The organism is Flavobacterium sp. AG291 (assembly GCF_003350375.1).
GTDB lineage: Bacteria > Bacteroidota > Bacteroidia > Flavobacteriales > Flavobacteriaceae > Flavobacterium > Flavobacterium suzhouense.
The window spans coordinates 109,226-126,833 of the sequence record NZ_QQAR01000001.1 but is presented as its reverse complement, the minus strand read 5'-3'; the positions used below and the strand labels follow the sequence as shown (position 1 = coordinate 126,833).

14 protein-coding genes are annotated in these 17,608 nt (G+C 40.4%); 2 read left to right on the top strand and 12 right to left on the bottom strand.

Annotation, left to right across the window (positions count from 1 at the left end; translation table 11 throughout):
- The first annotated feature begins 13 nt into the window (after positions 1–13).
- Positions 14–1,786: a DUF885 domain-containing protein gene (locus tag DEU42_RS00595; RefSeq protein WP_114756337.1), complete on the top strand. Its 1,773-nt coding sequence runs from the start codon at positions 14–16 to the stop codon at positions 1,784–1,786.
- A 40-nt stretch (positions 1,787–1,826) separates the two neighbouring features.
- On the opposite strand, the gene DEU42_RS00590 is transcribed toward DEU42_RS00595, so the two are convergent.
- The 5 genes from DEU42_RS00590 to DEU42_RS00570 form a co-directional block, all read right to left on the bottom strand.
- A complete protein-coding gene (locus DEU42_RS00590; RefSeq protein WP_114756336.1) occupies positions 1,827–2,291 on the bottom strand; it encodes an OsmC family protein in 465 nt (154 codons plus the stop codon).
- A gap of 11 nt (positions 2,292–2,302) precedes the next feature.
- Positions 2,303–3,229: a tRNA epoxyqueuosine(34) reductase QueG gene (gene queG, locus DEU42_RS00585; RefSeq protein WP_114756335.1), complete on the bottom strand. Its 927-nt coding sequence runs from the start codon at positions 3,227–3,229 to the stop codon at positions 2,303–2,305.
- A gap of 160 nt (positions 3,230–3,389) precedes the next feature.
- Positions 3,390–3,881 carry an SRPBCC domain-containing protein gene (locus tag DEU42_RS00580; protein ID WP_114756599.1) on the bottom strand — a complete coding sequence of 164 codons (492 nt, stop codon included), beginning with the start codon at positions 3,879–3,881 and terminating at the stop codon, positions 3,390–3,392.
- Between the two features lie 173 nt (positions 3,882–4,054).
- Positions 4,055–5,080 (bottom strand): Holliday junction branch migration DNA helicase RuvB, encoded by a 1,026-nt coding sequence (gene ruvB / locus DEU42_RS00575; RefSeq protein WP_114756334.1) that lies wholly within the window; start codon positions 5,078–5,080, stop codon positions 4,055–4,057.
- A 29-nt stretch (positions 5,081–5,109) separates the two neighbouring features.
- A complete protein-coding gene (locus DEU42_RS00570) occupies positions 5,110–5,412 on the bottom strand; it encodes a GNAT family N-acetyltransferase (protein ID WP_114756333.1) in 303 nt (100 codons plus the stop codon).
- A 92-nt stretch (positions 5,413–5,504) separates the two neighbouring features.
- Between DEU42_RS00570 and DEU42_RS00565 the strand changes: the two genes are divergently transcribed.
- A complete protein-coding gene (locus DEU42_RS00565) occupies positions 5,505–6,920 on the top strand; it encodes an APC family permease (protein ID WP_410501015.1) in 1,416 nt (471 codons plus the stop codon).
- A 453-nt stretch (positions 6,921–7,373) separates the two neighbouring features.
- Here DEU42_RS00565 and DEU42_RS00560 read toward each other — a convergent pair whose 3' ends face one another.
- Genes DEU42_RS00560 through DEU42_RS00530 form a run of 7 tightly spaced genes read right to left on the bottom strand, consistent with a single transcriptional unit; the run spans position 7,374 to position 17,578 of the window.
- Positions 7,374–9,182, bottom strand: a complete 1,809-nt coding sequence (locus DEU42_RS00560; RefSeq protein ID WP_114756331.1) for a cbb3-type cytochrome c oxidase subunit I — start codon at positions 9,180–9,182, stop codon at positions 7,374–7,376.
- Positions 9,183–9,213: 31 nt separating this feature from the next.
- On the bottom strand, positions 9,214–10,416 hold the full coding sequence (locus tag DEU42_RS00555; RefSeq protein WP_114756330.1) for a cytochrome c oxidase subunit II: 1,203 nt from the start codon (positions 10,414–10,416) through the stop codon (positions 9,214–9,216).
- 19 nt (positions 10,417–10,435) lie between these two features.
- A complete protein-coding gene (locus DEU42_RS00550) occupies positions 10,436–11,959 on the bottom strand; it encodes a quinol:cytochrome C oxidoreductase (protein ID WP_114756329.1) in 1,524 nt (507 codons plus the stop codon).
- A 26-nt stretch (positions 11,960–11,985) separates the two neighbouring features.
- Positions 11,986–12,531 carry a c-type cytochrome gene (locus tag DEU42_RS00545; RefSeq protein ID WP_114756328.1) on the bottom strand — a complete coding sequence of 182 codons (546 nt, stop codon included), beginning with the start codon at positions 12,529–12,531 and terminating at the stop codon, positions 11,986–11,988.
- 8 nt (positions 12,532–12,539) lie between these two features.
- Positions 12,540–13,064 (bottom strand): DUF3341 domain-containing protein, encoded by a 525-nt coding sequence (locus DEU42_RS00540; RefSeq protein WP_114756327.1) that lies wholly within the window; start codon positions 13,062–13,064, stop codon positions 12,540–12,542.
- A gap of 4 nt (positions 13,065–13,068) precedes the next feature.
- Positions 13,069–14,493 (bottom strand): NrfD/PsrC family molybdoenzyme membrane anchor subunit, encoded by a 1,425-nt coding sequence (nrfD, locus tag DEU42_RS00535; protein ID WP_114756326.1) that lies wholly within the window; start codon positions 14,491–14,493, stop codon positions 13,069–13,071.
- Between the two features lie 37 nt (positions 14,494–14,530).
- Complete coding sequence (locus DEU42_RS00530; protein WP_114756325.1) at positions 14,531–17,578, bottom strand: TAT-variant-translocated molybdopterin oxidoreductase; 3,048 nt, start codon at positions 17,576–17,578, stop codon at positions 14,531–14,533.
- Positions 17,579–17,608: the final 30 nt, after the last annotated feature.

Sequence of the window (17,608 nt, the reverse complement as noted above, 5' to 3'; positions counted from 1 at the left end):
TAGCATCACAACTATGAAAAAAATATCCTTAATACTATTTGCGGTGGCGGCAATATTGCAATCGTGTGCAAAAAAAGAAACCACAGCCGAAGATAATAATGAGTTTAAAAAAGTTCTTGACAATTACTATAAAGAACGAATGAAGCTCTTTCCCATAGAATCAACCACTTCAGGCGACAGTATTTACAATAATCTGTTACCAAATAACCTTACGGATGAATACAACAATGAGGTAAAAGCTTTCTTTGAGAAGTACGTTATGGAGGCAAAAAAGTACGCGGATAACGACCTTTCAGAAAATGACAGGCTAAGTAAAGAGTTACTGCTTTGGGAATGCGACATGAACATCGAACAACTGGGTTTTAAAGAATACCTGATACCGATGAACCAGTTTACGTCACTACCTCTTACCATAGGACAGTTTGCCAGCGGTTCAAGTGCTCAGCCTTTTAAAACCTATAAAGATTATACCAACTGGCTCGAAAGACTCGAAAAATTTAACAAATGGCTTGCTACCGCGCAGCTACGAATGAAGGAAGGCGTATCCAAGGGCTACGTATTACCAAGATCACTTACGGTTAAAATGATCCCTCAATTGAAAGACCTGGCAAACGAAGACACACAAAACCACCTTTTCTATTCGCCTGTAAAAGCTTTCCCTACATCATTTACCGACGCCAAGAAAAAAGAGCTTACAGACAAATACACAGCCATACTTAAACAGAAGCTAATACCCTCTTTCAATAAATTATACAATTATGTGAGTAATGACTACCTAAAAGCCAGTCGTTCAACAAGTGGTATATCGGCCATTCCTAATGGGAAGAAATATTACGATCACCTGATAAAACGTTATACAACTACCGATATGACTGCTGAAGAGATCCATCAGCTTGGTCTTAAAGAAGTAGCCCGCCTTACGGCAGAAATGGAAAAAGTTAAAACACAGGTTGGTTTTACAGGTCCGCTAAAAGATTTCTTCAACTATGTACGTAATAAAAAAGAACTGATGCCTTTTACCGAACCACAACAGGTAATAGACAACTTCAATGCTATTCATGAGAGAATGAAACCGAATCTTGAAAAACTTTTTGATCTTAAGCCAAAAACTCCTTTTGAGGTTAGAAGAACAGAAGCATTCCGTGAAGCATCGGCAAGTGCCGAATACAACCAGGGTTCGCTTGATGGTACACGCCCGGGTATTTTCTATGTCCCAATACCTGACGTTAAAAAATACAATGTGTATGCCGATGAAGACCTTTTCCTTCACGAAGCCATCCCGGGGCATCACTATCAAATATCCATTCAGCAGGAAAACACGACCCTGCCTGACTTCAGAAAAACAATTTGGTTCAACGCTTATGGCGAAGGATGGGCTTTATACACTGAATCACTAGGTAAGGAACTTGGTCTTTATAGCGATCCTTATCAATATTTCGGGATGCTTAGCGCTGAGATGCACCGTGCGCTCCGTCTTGTTATAGATACAGGCCTTCATACGAAAGACTGGACAAGGGAACAGGCTATCAAATACTCTATGGAGAATGAAGCCGAACCGGAAGAAAGCATCATTGCCGAAGTAGAACGTTATATGGCAATACCGGGACAGGCTCTATCATACAAAATAGGTCAGCTGAAGATCCGTGAGCTACGCACTAAAGCCGAAAAAGAACTTGGCACTAAATTCAGCATTAAGGAATTCCACAATCAGGTGTTGGATGCCGGATGCCTTCCGCTAAAAGTGCTTGAAGGAAAAATCAATAAATGGATAGAGAGTAAAAAATAATCTCTTATATAGTAAAAAGTCCGGTGAGAAACCGGACTTTTTATTTTACCTCACAAACAGGATTATGATAAACTGGAAAATTACAGGAGTTGGCAATAAAACAAAGTTCGTTTGCTTTTTTGTGAAGCAGCAAGGCTTCCTCTATCCTGTTGGCATTTGTAATTAGTACTTTCGGGTTCAGCGTTACTTCCGTAAATCGTCCTGACCCATCATCATTCACTTCCAACGTTGCCACAGCATCATCTGAATACGACAAAACCTCGATGCCAAACTGAGCACACACATATAAATATGACATCATATGGCAGGAAACAAGACTACTTAACAGCATATCTTCAGGATTGTACAATGCCGCATCCCCCTTGAAAGCTTTAGCTGCCGAGACCTCTAAATTAGATTTACCTTCAATTGTGATGCTATGATTACGGCTATAGCTCTTTATATTTTCATCTTTCTTTTTTAAAGTCCAGATTGCTTTTGCTCTAAATAAATGTTTAAATGGCATTTCGTGATTATTTATAATTTCAGGAAATCTATATTTCTTTTAAGCCCCTCAAATTTTGTTCGCTTTACTGCCGAATTTTTAAATACCGCCCTAAAAGTATCTTCGGTAATCTCTTCCCAGTCTTTTTTAGTCAGTGATAATAAATCTGGATGTGGATTGAACAATGGTTCATTGTGCGGTTTAGAAAAACGATTCCACGGACAAACATCCTGGCACACGTCACAGCCAAAAGCCCACTCATCAAACTTACCTTTCATTTCCATAGGCAGGTTATCTTTAAGCTCAATGGTAAAGTAAGAAATACATTTGCTGCCATCTACCACATACGGTTGAATGATTGCCTGGGTAGGACAGGCATCGATACAGGCTGTACATTTCCCACAATGATCCGTTACGGCATGGTCATATTCCAAATCCAGATCAACAATAAGTTCAGCAATAAAAAAGAAAGACCCCACCTGTTTGCTTAACAGATTGCTATTTTTACCAATCCAGCCAAGACCGCTTTTGGCAGCCCATGCCTTATCAAGTACCGGTGCCGAATCTACAAAAGCCCTGCCTCCTACTTCGCCTATTTCAGCCTGTATAGAATGTAGCAGCTCTTTCAGTTTTTCTTTTATGACAAAATGATAATCCTGCCCATAAGCATATTTGGAAATTTTAAAGGTATTATCCGTTTGGGTTTGTTCTGGATAATAATTCAGTAATAACGAAATAACACTTTTAGCATCATCAACAAGCAATGTAGGATCAAGACGCTTGTCAAAATGATTCTCCATATACTGCATCTTTCCGTTCCTGTTGGCTTTTAACCAAGCCTCTAATCGGGGTGCTTCCTCTTCAAGAAACCCGGCTTTCGATATGCCACAGGAAATGAAACCGAGGCGTTTTGCCTCGGCTTTAATAAATGTGGTATATTTTTCTTTGTTGTTTATCATTGGGCCTCACCCCCAGCCCCTCTCCAAAGGAGAGGGGGAGAGAATAATGCAAAGATAAGACTTCCTGTATAACTAACCCGCCCTATCGGGCACCCCTTCAAAGAAGGAGAAGTCATAAAACAAAACCGCTCCATAACGGAGCGGCACATATAATTTAGGATTATCCCTGAGCCAGCAACTCGTCGAGATTTGAAAGCGCCATAGAGAAGCCTTCTTTGAAGCCCATGGATACAATCTTTTCAAGATCTTCCTCGTTGTCAAATGCTAATTCCATGTAAGCATTTGTTTTGTTCCCATCCCCTTCAAATCTGTTATTCCAGTACATTAAAGGAAAATCTTCGTTCATATTACCATTCTCATCACAAAAACCGCTTGTTGAAGCAAAACTTTTCCCAGTTTCGATAGCAGTATAATCTCCCCTGCACCATTGTTTTTCTCCTTCTGGACTTAACATAGCATACAACCACATTCCGCCTATTTTAAAATCTAAAGATTTAGTTTCGGCCCTATAGGGTTTCGGTGCCCACCATTTATCCAATAGTTCGGCCTCGGTCCACGCTTTCCATACTTTTTCTACCGGCGCATCAAAACTGCGGGTCATAATCAGTTTTTTCCCGGATTTATCTTTTTCAATTTTGGTTTCGTTACTCATAATTATTTGTTTTTTTGTTTGATTAAATTTAAACACGAAATCATTCGGTTGCAAATATATAAAACGAAACCGAATGGTTGCTACTAAGCGGTGTTAAATTTAATTCCCATTAAAATTAAAAAAGCTGCAAGTGAAACACTTACAGCTTTAACGTATAATTATAACCTCTAAACCTATGTGAACAATCCTCCCTGAATTCCGGGATTTGTCCTGCCAAGGTGTTTATAGGCTTTCTCAGTAACTTCCCTTCCTCTTGGTGTCCTGATAATAAAACCTTCCTGTATCAGGAATGGTTCATACACTTCTTCAATCGTTTCGCCACTTTCTGATACAGCAGTTGCCAAGGTTGAAAGTCCTACCGGCCCACCTTTGAATTTATCAATAATAGTGGTCAGTATCTTATTGTCCATCTCGTCAAGTCCATGTGCATCAACATGAAGTGCCTTCAATGAGTAACGGGCAATTTCAATATCAATCTTTCCATTGCCTTTAATTTGGGCAAAGTCACGCACACGACGCAAAAGTGCATTCGCAATACGCGGTGTACCACGGCTACGCCCTGCAATCTCAATCGCCGCTTCCATGGTAATTGGCATTTTTAAGATAGCTGAACTACGTTCAACAATGGTAGTAAGCAGTTCAGTAGTATAATATTGAAGTCGGCTCTGGATTCCGAAACGCGCACGCATAGGTGCTGTAAGCAAACCTGAACGCGTTGTAGCACCAACCAATGTGAAAGGATTAAGACCTATCTGCACCGAACGGGCATTGGGCCCTGACTCTATCATAATATCAATCTTGAAATCCTCCATAGCCGAATAAAGGTATTCTTCTACTACCGGGCTAAGACGGTGAATCTCGTCAATAAAAAGGATATCCCTGTCATCCAGATTGGTTAAAAGACCTGCAAGGTCACCGGGTTTATCCAAAACCGGACCCGAAGTAATTTTTATTCCCACACCAAGCTCATTGGCAAGAATGTTTGCCAAAGTAGTTTTACCAAGTCCGGGAGGTCCGTGAAATAAGGTATGATCAAGCGCATCACCACGCATATTGGCCGCCTGAACAAATACCTGAAGATTTTCAAGCACCTGTGCCTGTCCGGTAAAATCGTCAAATGAAAGGGGTCTCAATTTTTTTTCGAGATCCAGTTCTTCTGCATTGTAATTACTATTGGTAGGGTCTAAATTCTCATTCATATCGCAAAGATAATCGAATTTGGCACGAATTACATCTGGTAACCCTCAGATAAAACATCTATCCATTCCGGGTGCTCATTTACATAATGGGCAACATAAGAGCATAACGGAACCACGGTAAGTCCATTGTCTTTGGCACATTGCAGGGTACGCTCAATAAGTTGAGCCGCTATACCTCTGCCACGTAACGCTTCAGGAGTTTCGGTATGCGTAAGGAATATCTTTTCTCCTTCGCGGTAATATTCAACAAAAGCCATTCCTCCCGGTACGTGGAGTTCAAATTGTTTTACTTCTTCGTTGACTTTAAAATTATTGTCGTTATTATTTTTCATAGCTTTCAATTCTTAGAAGCAAGTTAACCAATAATTCGGCTTAAACGGCAACCGTAAGATATTTTAAATATCTTTAACCAAACCAAACACAAATTATGGAAAACCAATACGAAAACACACATTTAAAGCGTGAACTTGGATTGCTTGACGGCACTATGCTTGTCGTAGGTTCAATGATAGGCTCAGGAATCTTTATTGTAAGCGCCGACATGATGCGCAATGTGGGTAGTGCCGGATGGCTAACGTTCATCTGGGTATTATCCGGACTGATGACAATGATAGCTGCTATTAGTTATGGAGAACTAAGTGCCATGTTTCCAAAAGCAGGCGGACAGTATGTTTATCTCAAAGAAGCATACAACAAACTGATTGCCTTTTTATACGGATGGAGTTTCTTTGCAGTAATCCAAACGGGAACCATAGCCGCTGTAGGAGTGGCATTTGCCAAGTTTACAGCGTATCTCTACCCTCCCGTTAGTGACCACAATATTCTATATGAGATAGGAAGCTTTAAACTCAATGCCGCACAATTGGTATCCATTGCTACTATAATCATACTTACCTATATCAACAGCCGAGGTGTGAAAAATGGTAAATGGATACAGACCATATTAACCATTACCAAAATTGCTTCACTTTTCGGACTGGTGATCTTCGGATTAGTTATAGCTTTTGATGCTAATATCTGGGATGCCAACTGGACAGACGCCTGGAATGCACAATCTTTTGATAAAGACTCCAACTCATGGCTACCTATAGGTGGAACAGTACTCATGTCGGCTATCGCTGCATCAATGGTGGGTTCGCTTTTCTCAAGTGATGCATGGAACGGTGTTACCTTTATTTCAGGTGAGATAAAAAATCCACAACGTAATGTAGGGATGAGCCTGTTTTTGGGTACACTAATTGTAACTGTAATCTACATCTCTGCCAATATTATGTACCTGGCAGTATTACCAAACGATAGCATCGCTTTCGCAGCCTCCGACCGTGTGGCTGTAGCGGCATCACATCCTATATTTGGAAATATTGGCACTTACATCATAGCGGTGATGATCATGATATCAACATTTGGATGCAACAACGGACTGATAATGGCCGGAGCAAGGGTTTATTACACCATGGCTAAAGACGGGCTGTTCTTTAAGAAAGCAGCCAATCTGAACAGTGCCAGCGTACCTGGTTGGGGATTATGGTTCCAATGTTTTTGGGCATCGGCATTATGCCTTACCGGAAAATATGGCGACCTGCTCGATTTTGTAATGATCATTGTTGTGATATTCTATATCCTGACCATTTACGGCATCTTTATCCTTAGAAAGAAAATGCCAAATGCAGACAGGCCATACAAAGCTTTTGGTTATCCGGTACTACCTGCTATTTATATCATACTGGCAGCAGCATTTTGTTTCTTCTTGTTAAAGGACAGAACCAGTACCTGTGGTTGGGGCGTTTTGATTATGCTTGCCGGTATACCTGTATATTATTTGACGAAGCCGAAGGAATAACCAAAATAATATGAAACAAAGATATATAGTTGTACAAAAGATACATCAGCCGAGAAAGCATTAGACTATAATGAAGCAACTGATGAACAATTAATACAAGTTATATTAGATAACGAACAATTCAATTCTTCATACCATTCTACTTTTTTTGAATTTATTAATGATGTTGGAAATGCAAATATTGATGATTACGAAGATTGGAGAATAAATGAAATGAAGGATATCGAAAATGTGCACAATGTCTTAAGTAAAAACATTAATAAATTTGGCACCGAGAATAAATCGATAGTTACTGAGATAATGAACTTATTTAAACAAGCAAAAGAAAGAAAAACTAGTGTATGGTTCTATTTCTGACAATCCAGATAAATCAAAATCATCATTATTAAAATGTAAAAACAAAAAAGAGGATACCGATTGGTATCCTCTTTTTTGTTTTATAGTACAGAGCTCCTAGTGGTGTAGTTGCTCTTCTCCTTCTTTCATTGGAACAGTCTGCGGAACGAAATCCTCATCATGTCCGGGTTTGCTGTAGTCGTAAGGCCATCTGAATACTTCAGGGATCTCACCAGGCCAGTTACCGTGAATGTGCTCAACCGGAGTAGTCCATTCAAGCGTAGTAGATCTCCATGGGTTTTGAGGTGCTTTCTTACCTTTGAAGATGCTGTAGAAGAAGTTCCAAAGGAACACCAACTGGAATGCAGCTCCAACGATAGCAAACATTGTAATAAGAACGTTAACGTCAGCAAGGTCATCAAATAATGGGAATGCAGTGTTAGTATAGTAACGTCTTGGAAGACCAGCCATACCGATGAAGTGCATTGGGAAGAATACTCCGTAAGCACATACTGCAGTTACCCAGAAGTGGATGTAACCAAGGTTTTTGTTCAACATAGTTCCGAACATCTTAGGGTACCAGTGGTAGATACCTGCAAACATACCGTAAAGAGCAGAGATACCCATTACAAGGTGGAAGTGAGCAATAACGAAGTATGTATCGTGAACGTTAATATCAAGTGTACTGTCACCAAGGATGATACCTGTAAGACCACCAGTGATGAATGTAGAAACGAAACCTATTGAGAAAAGCATCGCAGGGTTAAGCTGCAGGTTACCTCTCCAAAGCGTTGTAATCCAGTTGAAGGCTTTTACCGCTGATGGAATCGCAATAAGTAGTGTTGTAAATGTAAATACCGAACCAAGGAATGGGTTCATACCAGAGATGAACATGTGGTGACCCCAAACGATAGTCGAAAGGAATGCGATTGCAAGTATCGAAGCGATCATCGCACGGTAACCAAAGATTGGTTTACGTGCATTTGAAGCCATAATTTCAGACACAAGACCCATCGCAGGAAGGATTACGATGTAAACCTCAGGGTGTCCAAGGAACCAGAAAAGGTGCTCGAACAATACCGGAGAACCACCCTGGTAGTGAAGAACTTCACCAGAGATGAAGATATCAGAAAGGTAGAATGAAGTACCAAAGCTTCTGTCAAATATAAGCAGTAAAGCAGCAGATAAAAGCACAGGGAATGATACGATACCGATAACAGCCGTAATAAAGAACGCCCATATAGTAAGAGGTAGTCTTGTCATAGACATACCTTTTGTTCTAAGGTTGATTACAGTAACAACATAGTTAAGTGATCCCATTAGTGATGAAGCGATGAAAATAGCCATAGAAACTAACCAAAGCGTCATACCTGCTCCAGAACCTCCAATTGCCTGAGGTAACGCACTCAATGGCGGATAGATTGTCCAACCAGCCGATGCAGGACCTGCTTCAACAAAAAGAGAGATGATCATTATAACTGATGATAAGAAGAACAACCAGTATGAAATCATGTTCATAAACCCGGAAGCCATATCACGTGCACCAATCTGTAACGGAATAAGAAGGTTACTGAAAGTTCCACTCAAACCGGCAGTCAATACGAAGAATACCATGATAGTACCGTGTATTGTTACAAGTGCCAGATAAATATCATTTTTCATTACTCCTCCCGGAGCAAATTTTTCACCTAAAAGAACTTTAAAAATTGTAAAAGACTCTTCTGGCCATGCAATCTGCATACGGAATAATAGAGACATTACAATTCCTACTACTCCCATAATAATACCCGTAATAAGGTACTGCTTAGCGATCATTTTGTGATCGATACTAAAGATGTACTTCGTTATGAAGGTCTCTTTATGATGATGATCGTGGTGATCGTGAGCATCGTGATGACCGTGTTCTTCGTGTCCTACTGCTGACATATTTCTTTAATTTGAATATATTTAAAAAGAATTATTTTTTTACAACCTGTGCTACTACTACCGTAGAATCCGGTTTAGCCGCTGTAGCTGAATCTGCTGGTTTTGCAGGAGCAGCTTCTGCTTCCGGTGCCGCAGCTGCAGCCGCAGCTTCTTCTTTTGCTTTCTTAACAGCTGCAGAAAGTTTTTCTTTTCCGCTTAACCATTTTTTGAAATCTGCATCGTCTTCAACAACAACTTTCATTTGCATGTTGTAGTGAGAAGCACCACAAATTTTATTACAAAGAAGTAAGTAATCAAAAGTATAAGGATCAAGAGGAGTTTTTCCTTCTGCTACAAGCTCGGCACTCTTTTTCGATCTTATCTCATTGATATGAGCTACTTTGTTAACGATTTTAGGATCCTGACGCATTTCGTCTGTAGTAATTGTAGGTGTGAAAGCAAATTCAGTAACCATACCAGGAACTACGTTCATTTGCGCTCTGAAGTGAGGGAAATAAGCTGAGTGTAATACATCCTGAGAACGGAATTTAAACACAACTTGTTTTCCTTTTGGTAAGTGAAGTTCAGTAGACTGGATATCATCCTGAGCATTCGGATCTGACATATCAACACCAAGTGTGTTTACACCCTCGATATATCTTACGTTAGCTTTACCAAGTACACCATCCTCACCTGCATAACGAACTTCCCAGCTAAACTGTTTTGCATAAACTTCTACAAAAACAGTATCTTTTTTCTGCTCATCAATGAACATGATGTTAGTCCATGCATACAATCCGTAAAGTATAAGACCTGCAAGAACGATTACCGGGATAATAGTCCAGATAAATTCCAATTTATCATTATCAGCGTAATAGAAAGCTGTTTTACCTTCTTTACCTCTGTATTTGAATGCAAAGTAATGTAATAAAAACTGAGTAATAGTCTGTACAATAAAGATAAGCCACATAGAGATAGCCATAAGATTATCGTACTGAGGACCGTGCTCAGAAGCAGGTGTACCTAAAACAAGGTGACCCCATTTGTAAAGAGAATAAATTGTAAAGACATAGATGAAACCAAGGAAGGCAAACATCACATAACCATTAACATTATTATCCCTATCGTTAGCAATTTCACTGTTAGCATCATTAGCACCAGCAGTTCCAACCTGTGTTAGGTGAAATATTTTAGTTAATTGCCATATTGCAATGCCTAATAAAACTAAAACTATAATTATCAATAAACTTGTCATTTGTTTATTTCTTTAAATATTAATAATGGAAATGCTTACTTTCTTCGATAAGCGGATTACGTTTCGCTAATAACGGCGCTTTAGTAAGGGCAGTAAATACAACGAATATAAATAGACCAAGGAAGAATAATATCGCACCTATTTCACCTGCTCCGATAAACCACTGATCACCTACTGTAGCCGGCATGATCATGTTGAAGAAGTCGATATAGTGACCACAAAGGATAACGATACCAGCCATTACAACAATCCAAGAAAGACGTTTAAAGTCAGTGTTGATTAGGATAAGAACAGGGAATACGAAGTTCATTGCAACCATTCCAAAGAAAGGAAGGTTATAATTTTCTATACGCATTTTGAAGTAAACGATCTCTTCAGGTATATCAGCATACCATATTAGCATGAACTGAGAGAACCAAAGGTATGTCCAGAATACGCTGATACCAAACATGAACTTAGCTAAGTCGTGGATATGGCTTGTGTTAACGTATTCAAGGTGACCAAGAGATTTAAGATATAAAGTAATCATAGCAATTACAGTGATACCGCTTACAAAGAAACTTGCAAACACATACCATCCGAATAGTGTACTGTACCAGTGTGGGTCAACCGACATGATCCAGTCCCAAGACATGATAGATTCAGTTACGATAAAGAATACTAGGAATCCGGCAGAAGCCTTAAAGTTTTTCTTGTAGAAAGAGTTATCTGTAGCATCATCCTGAGCAAGAGAGTTCTTTCTTGCATATTGACGGTAAAGTATCCAGCCACCCATAAAGATAGCAGCTCTGATAAGGAAGAATACTTTATTCAGGTAACCCGATTTTGCCTGGATTAGATGATCTTCAGCAACAACATCTTTATCCATCCAGATGAAGATTTTGTGAAGATCCATTGTACCCGCAACAAGAATAAGGAATACAATGATAGCACCAGGAATAAGGTAGCTAGAAACACCTTCCATAACCCTGAACAATACAGGAGACCATCCAGCCTGAGCAGCATTTTGGATAGCATAGAAAGCAAGAGCTCCTAAAGAAATTAGCATAAAGAACAATGCAGCAACATAAACAGCAGACCAAGGCTTGTTTTGTAACTGGCCAAGTACGTGTTCTAAATGGTGTTGGTGTTCAGCGTGAGCATCATGTGCTTCTTCGCCATGAGCTGCATGAGCATCAGCGTGAGCTGCTTCAGCAGTACCATGATCATCATGAGCAGCAACAGCAGCTTCTGTATGAACAGTGTCATGTTCTCCATGTGCAGTTTCAGTTGCAGCTACTGCATGAGCATGAGCAGTATCGTGTGCAGCCTCAGCAGCAGGGGCATGAGTTTCTTCAGTTGTAGCAGCATGAGCATCATGTGCAGCAGGCTCGTGGTGAGCTGCGTCGGCATGTCCCCCACCGTGGTGGCTGTCAGCCGCTAATATTTTCTCTACGTCTTCAACGGTTTTTGGTGCAGTGAAAAAACTATAGCCTATCCCAAGGATACCTAATACCATCAGGACTAAAGCAATCGTTTTTAATCTACTTGAAAATGTGTACATATATTTATGCTTTCAGTGTTCTACAATTATAATTCACTCCTAAGTTTCATCACGTAGTGAGTAACCTGCCAACGCTCTTCCTGAGAAAGCTGGTTAGCGTGAGAGCCCATCGAGTTTAATCCGTAAGTTATTACATGGAATATACTTCCTTCTGTAACAGCTCTGTCTTTATAGTTAGGCACCCCAAGGAATTTTTCCCTTTTAACCAGGTTTCCTTTTCCGTCTCCTTTATCACCGTGACAGATTGCACAATAGATAGTGAAAAGCTGTTTACCTCTCTCAAGGTCGATAGCTTCAGGAGCAAGAGGAGATTTCAAATTTGCTTTTGCAAGTTCTAAACCTTCTGTAGAATTTTCATATTCATAAGGTGTAAAACCCCTTGGAATAGATCCTTTGGCAGGAAGCTGACCTTCTTTACCGCCAGGAAATGCAGCTGATTCCTGATAAGTTTCATAAGGAACTGGCTCATACATATTTGGCATGTACTGGTAATTAGGCTCTGATTTATTGAAGCAGGCAGTCAGCGAAGCTGATGCTACTGCCAGTAATGCTATTTTAGATAACGCTTTCATACTTCTTCTTAATGCTTTTCAATTACTTTTACTTCCACAGCACCTGTGTTCTCAAAGAACGAAACAAGTTGGTTCTCATCCCCGTGAACAGCAACTTCCATAAGGAAATGGTCATCTGTTGTTCTTACATCCGGGTTTTCAGCGCTTTTAAATGGCCATAATTTACTTCTCATATAAAAAGTGATAACCATTAAGTGAGCTGCAAAAAATACTGTCATCTCAAACATTACAGGAACAAATGCAGGCATGTTCTGAATATAGCTAAAGCTTGGCTTACCACCGATATCCTGAGGCCAGTCTTGAATCATGATGAAATTCATCATAGCCGTAGCAACTGACAAACCTACTAAACCATATAAGAATGAGCAAATAGCGATTCTGGTTGTAGCAAGACCCATTGCTTTGTCTAGGCCGTGAACCGGGAAAGGCGTATAAACTTCTTCAATGTGATGATGAGCAGCGCGAGTTTTTTTAACTGCATCCATTAGGATATCATCATCATTGTACAATACGTGTATAACTTTATTACTCATGATCTTAGTGATGATTATTTTCTGAATGTGAATGATTATCGTGACCACCCTGCTCTCTTAACTTTTTGTAAGTTTCGCTTGACGTCTTCATGATTGATTTAACCTCTGCCTGCGCAATTACAGGGAAGCTTCTTGAATAAAGAAGGAATAATACGAAGAAGAAACCAATTGTACCGATGAAAAAACCTGCATCTACAAAAGTAGGCTGGAACATTGTCCAAGAAGATGGAAGGTAATCTCTGTGAAGTGAAGTAACGATAATTACGAAACGCTCAAACCACATACCTATGTTTACCACGATTGAAATTACGAAAGAAACGTAGATGCTTGTTCTGATCTTTTTAAACCACATAACCTGCGGAGAGATAACGTTACAAGTCATCATCAGAGCATAAGACCACCAATAAGGACCAGTTGCCCTGTTAAGGAAAGCATATTGCTCATATTCAACACCAGAATACCATGCTACGAAAAGCTCAGTGATATATGCTATACCAACGATTGAACCTGTAATCATGATGATGATGTTCATCAACTCGATATGTTGTATAGTAATATATGCTTCAAGGTTAGAAAGTTTTCTCATGATGATAAGAAGGGTGTTTACCATTGCAAATCCTGAGAAGATAGCTCCCGCAACGAAGTATGGCGGAAGGATAGTTGTATGCCATCCAGGGATAACTGAAGTAGCAAAGTCGAAGGATACGATAGTGTGTACAGAAAGTACAAGTGGCGTTGCAAGACCTGCAAGTACAAGAGAAACCTCTTCAAAACGTTGCCAGTCTTTTGCTCTACCGCTCCAACCGAAACTTAGTATAGAATATACTTTTTTAGTGAAAGGAGTAATTGCTCTATCACGAAGCATTGCAAAGTCAGGAAGTAGACCTGTCCACCAGAATACTAATGATACCGAAAGGTACGTAGAGATCGCAAATACGTCCCAAAGTAGTGGTGAGTTAAAGTTTACCCAAAGTGAACCAAACTGGTTCGGGATTGGCATTACCCAGTAAGCTAACCACGGACGCCCCATGTGGAATACAGGGAACATTGCCGCCTGAATTACCGAGAAGATCGTCATCGCTTCTGCAGAACGGTTAATCGCCATTCTCCATTTTTGACGGAATAATAATAGTACCGCAGAGATAAGAGTTCCTGCGTGACCGATACCTACCCACCAAACGAAGTTGGTGATATCCCAGGCCCAGCCAATTGTTTTATTTGAACCCCATGTACCGATACCAGTTCCAACTGTATAACTTACACACGCAACTCCCCAAAGGAATGCAGCAAGTGCAATTGAAAATGCGATCCACCATTGTTTATTTGCTCTTCCTTCAACAGGCGCAGCAACATCAACGGTAACATCATGGTAATTTTTGTCACCTATAATTAAAGGTTTTCTAATGGGTGCTTCGTAATGAGACGACATAATCCTTTATAGTGTTTCTTATTAATATTACTTCTTATTATGTATTTCTAACTTTAACATGATAGAATACATTTGGCTGTGTTCCTATCTGGCTAAGTAGGTGGTAAGCTCTATCATCCTCTTTAAGAGCAACGATTGGATCTTCTTTCGAATTTACATCACCAAATACCATTGCACCACTGCTACAAGCCTCTGAACAAGCTGACTGGAATTCATCTTTGTTTACCGTACGACCTTCACGCTTAGCTTTTAGTATAGTAGCCTGTGTCATTTGAATACAGAAAGAACATTTTTCCATTACACCTCTTGAACGAACGTTTACATCCGGGTTAAGAACCATACGACCAAGATCATCATTCATGTGGTAATCAAACTCACTGTTCTTGTTGTACAGGAACCAGTTGAAACGACGTACTTTATAAGGACAGTTGTTTGCACAGTAACGAGTACCAACACAACGGTTATAAGCCATGTGGTTTTGTCCCTGACGACCGTGTGATGTAGCAGCAACCGGACATACAGTCTCACATGGAGCGTGATTACAGTGCTGACACATTACCGGCTGGAATACAACCTGAGGGTTTTCTGAAGGATCTTCCATCGCATTAAAAGTGCTGATAGAATTCATCAAACCTGAAGTTCCCTCTTTAAGCGTTACGTCACCTGCAAAAGTCTCTTCGTGAGAATAGTATCTATCGATACGTAACCAGTGCATATCACGGCTTCTTCTTATTTCTGATTTACCAACTACAGGAACGTTGTTTTCTGCGTGACATGCGATAACACAAGCACCACAACCTGTACAGGCATTAAGATCGATTGAAAGATTAAAGTGGTGACCTGTAGTTCTGTCAAACGACTCCCAAAGGTCGATTGAAGCAGCAGGAACCTCTTTGTGATCGTAAGACACAACCGGCATTATATTCCATTCAGAAGCATCCTTCTCATTGAAATCTTTAAGTGTTGTTTCTTTAACGATATCTCCTCTACCCATTAGAGTTTTTTGAAGCTGAACACAAGCAAACTCATGCTCTCCGGCTTCTTTAGTCAACGTAGCTGACTGGAATGAGTTAAGGCCATTATATAACGTGTAAGCGTTAACACCTACAGTCATTTCTTTTTTCATGCCTTCTTTACGGCCGTAACCTAAAGCAAGACCTATAGTACCTACAGCCTGGCCTGGCTGGATGATTACCGGTACGTTTTCAAGTTTCTTACCGTTAACATCGATAGAAACATAGCTACCGTTAAGACCACCATTGGCAACGTTCCAGTTCTCAAGTCCAAGCTTTTCAGCATCGGCTTTAGCAACAGTTACGTAGTTATCCCAAGACACTCTTGTAATTGGATCCGGGAATTCTTGCAACCAAGGGTTGTTAGCCTGCTGGCCATCACCCATACCTGTTTTAGTATAAAGCACAAGCTCTAATTTCCCTGATGCTTTCGAAGCAGCAAGATTAGCAGCTGCACCAGCGAAATCAGCAGCACCAGCAGAAACCGGAGCAACTTCAGATATCGCTACACCATCATGAACAAGTTGGTTCCAAGTTTTACCTGTAGCAACAGCAGAAGCTTTAAGGTAAGTATAATAGTCCTGAGCGTTACCTGACCAAGCAAGTAATGCATCCTGGAATTGTTTTGTATTAAATAACGGACGAATCGTAGGCTGAGTTACAGCATAATATCCCTTAGCAACGCTAACATCCCCCCAAGACTCAAGATAATGAGGTGCAGCAGCAGCTATTGTAGTGATAGAAGCAGTTTCATCTTCTTTAAGAGAGAAAGAAACTGAAAGTTTTACTTTTTTAAGACCTTCAACGAAGTCAGCACTGTTTGGAAGTGTATAAACCGGGTTAACACCGTTCATAATTAATGTATGAACGCTACCCGCCTTCATATCAGCAACAAGCTGAGCAACCGCTTTAGCATTACCTTTACGAACAAGACGAGCTCCCGCAGGGTTAAATGCAGCAGACTGAAGTGCGTTATTGATAGCAATAACAAGTAGTTGAGCATTTACATCATCAAGACCTGTCACAACAACACCTGCCGATCCGGCAGCTTTAACCTGTTGTGCTGCTTTAGCAACAGCTTCAGCATAAGCCTTGTTTGCAATTGCTGGAACAGAAACTCCAGCACCTGTAATAGCATTGTATATAGCAACAAGAGCATATTTCTGCTCAGTAACTGTCAATGGAATACGTTTGTCAGCGCTAGCACCTGAAAGCGACATATTAGCCTCGATTTGGATATGCTTAGACATTTTTCCTTGCTTAGGAACACGTCCAGCTGCATAACCTTTATCAAATCCGCCACCTTGCCAGTCGCCAAGGAAATCAGCGCCTACTGAAAGGATAACATCAGCTTTACCAAAGTCATAATCAGCAAGAGCCCTGTCACCATATACAGCCTGAAACGCATCCAATGCCTCAGATGACGAAACCGCATCATAAACAACGTGTTTGAATCCTGGATATTTAGCACCAAATTCAGCAATAAGCTTATCTGTTGAAGGACTAGCAGTAGTACCTGTAAGAACTACAACCTGACCAGCTCCGGCAGAAGCAAGACCAGCTTTAACTTTAGCATTTACTTCTTCCCACGAAGCAGGCTTACCCGCAATCACCGGCTGCTTAAGACGCATACTGTCATATAAAGACAGCACAGAAGCATGAACCCTTGCGTTAGCAGAAAACTTAGCACCCGCAAGCACATTATTCTCCACTTTAATAGGACGGCCTTCACGCGTCTTGATTAATATATTAGCGAAATCAAAACCATCATTCATTGTTGTTGCATAATAATCAGCAACTCCCGGGATGATTTCTTCCGGCTGAACTACGTAAGGAATAGACTTGATAACCGGGCCCTCACAAGCAGCTAACGATGCAGCCGCTGTACTGAACCCAACATATTTCAAAAAGTCACGACGGCTTGTTGATGAAGATTCAAGGGCTTCCTTGTCACCAAGAAATTCATCCGTAGGAATTTCCTCAACAAACTCATTGTTTCTTAGCGTCTCAACAATAGAGCTATTTTCATTTAGCTCCTCAACACTTTGCCAGTATTTTTTGTTTGATGCCATGTTGTATATAGATATTAGCTTCTTAAAAAT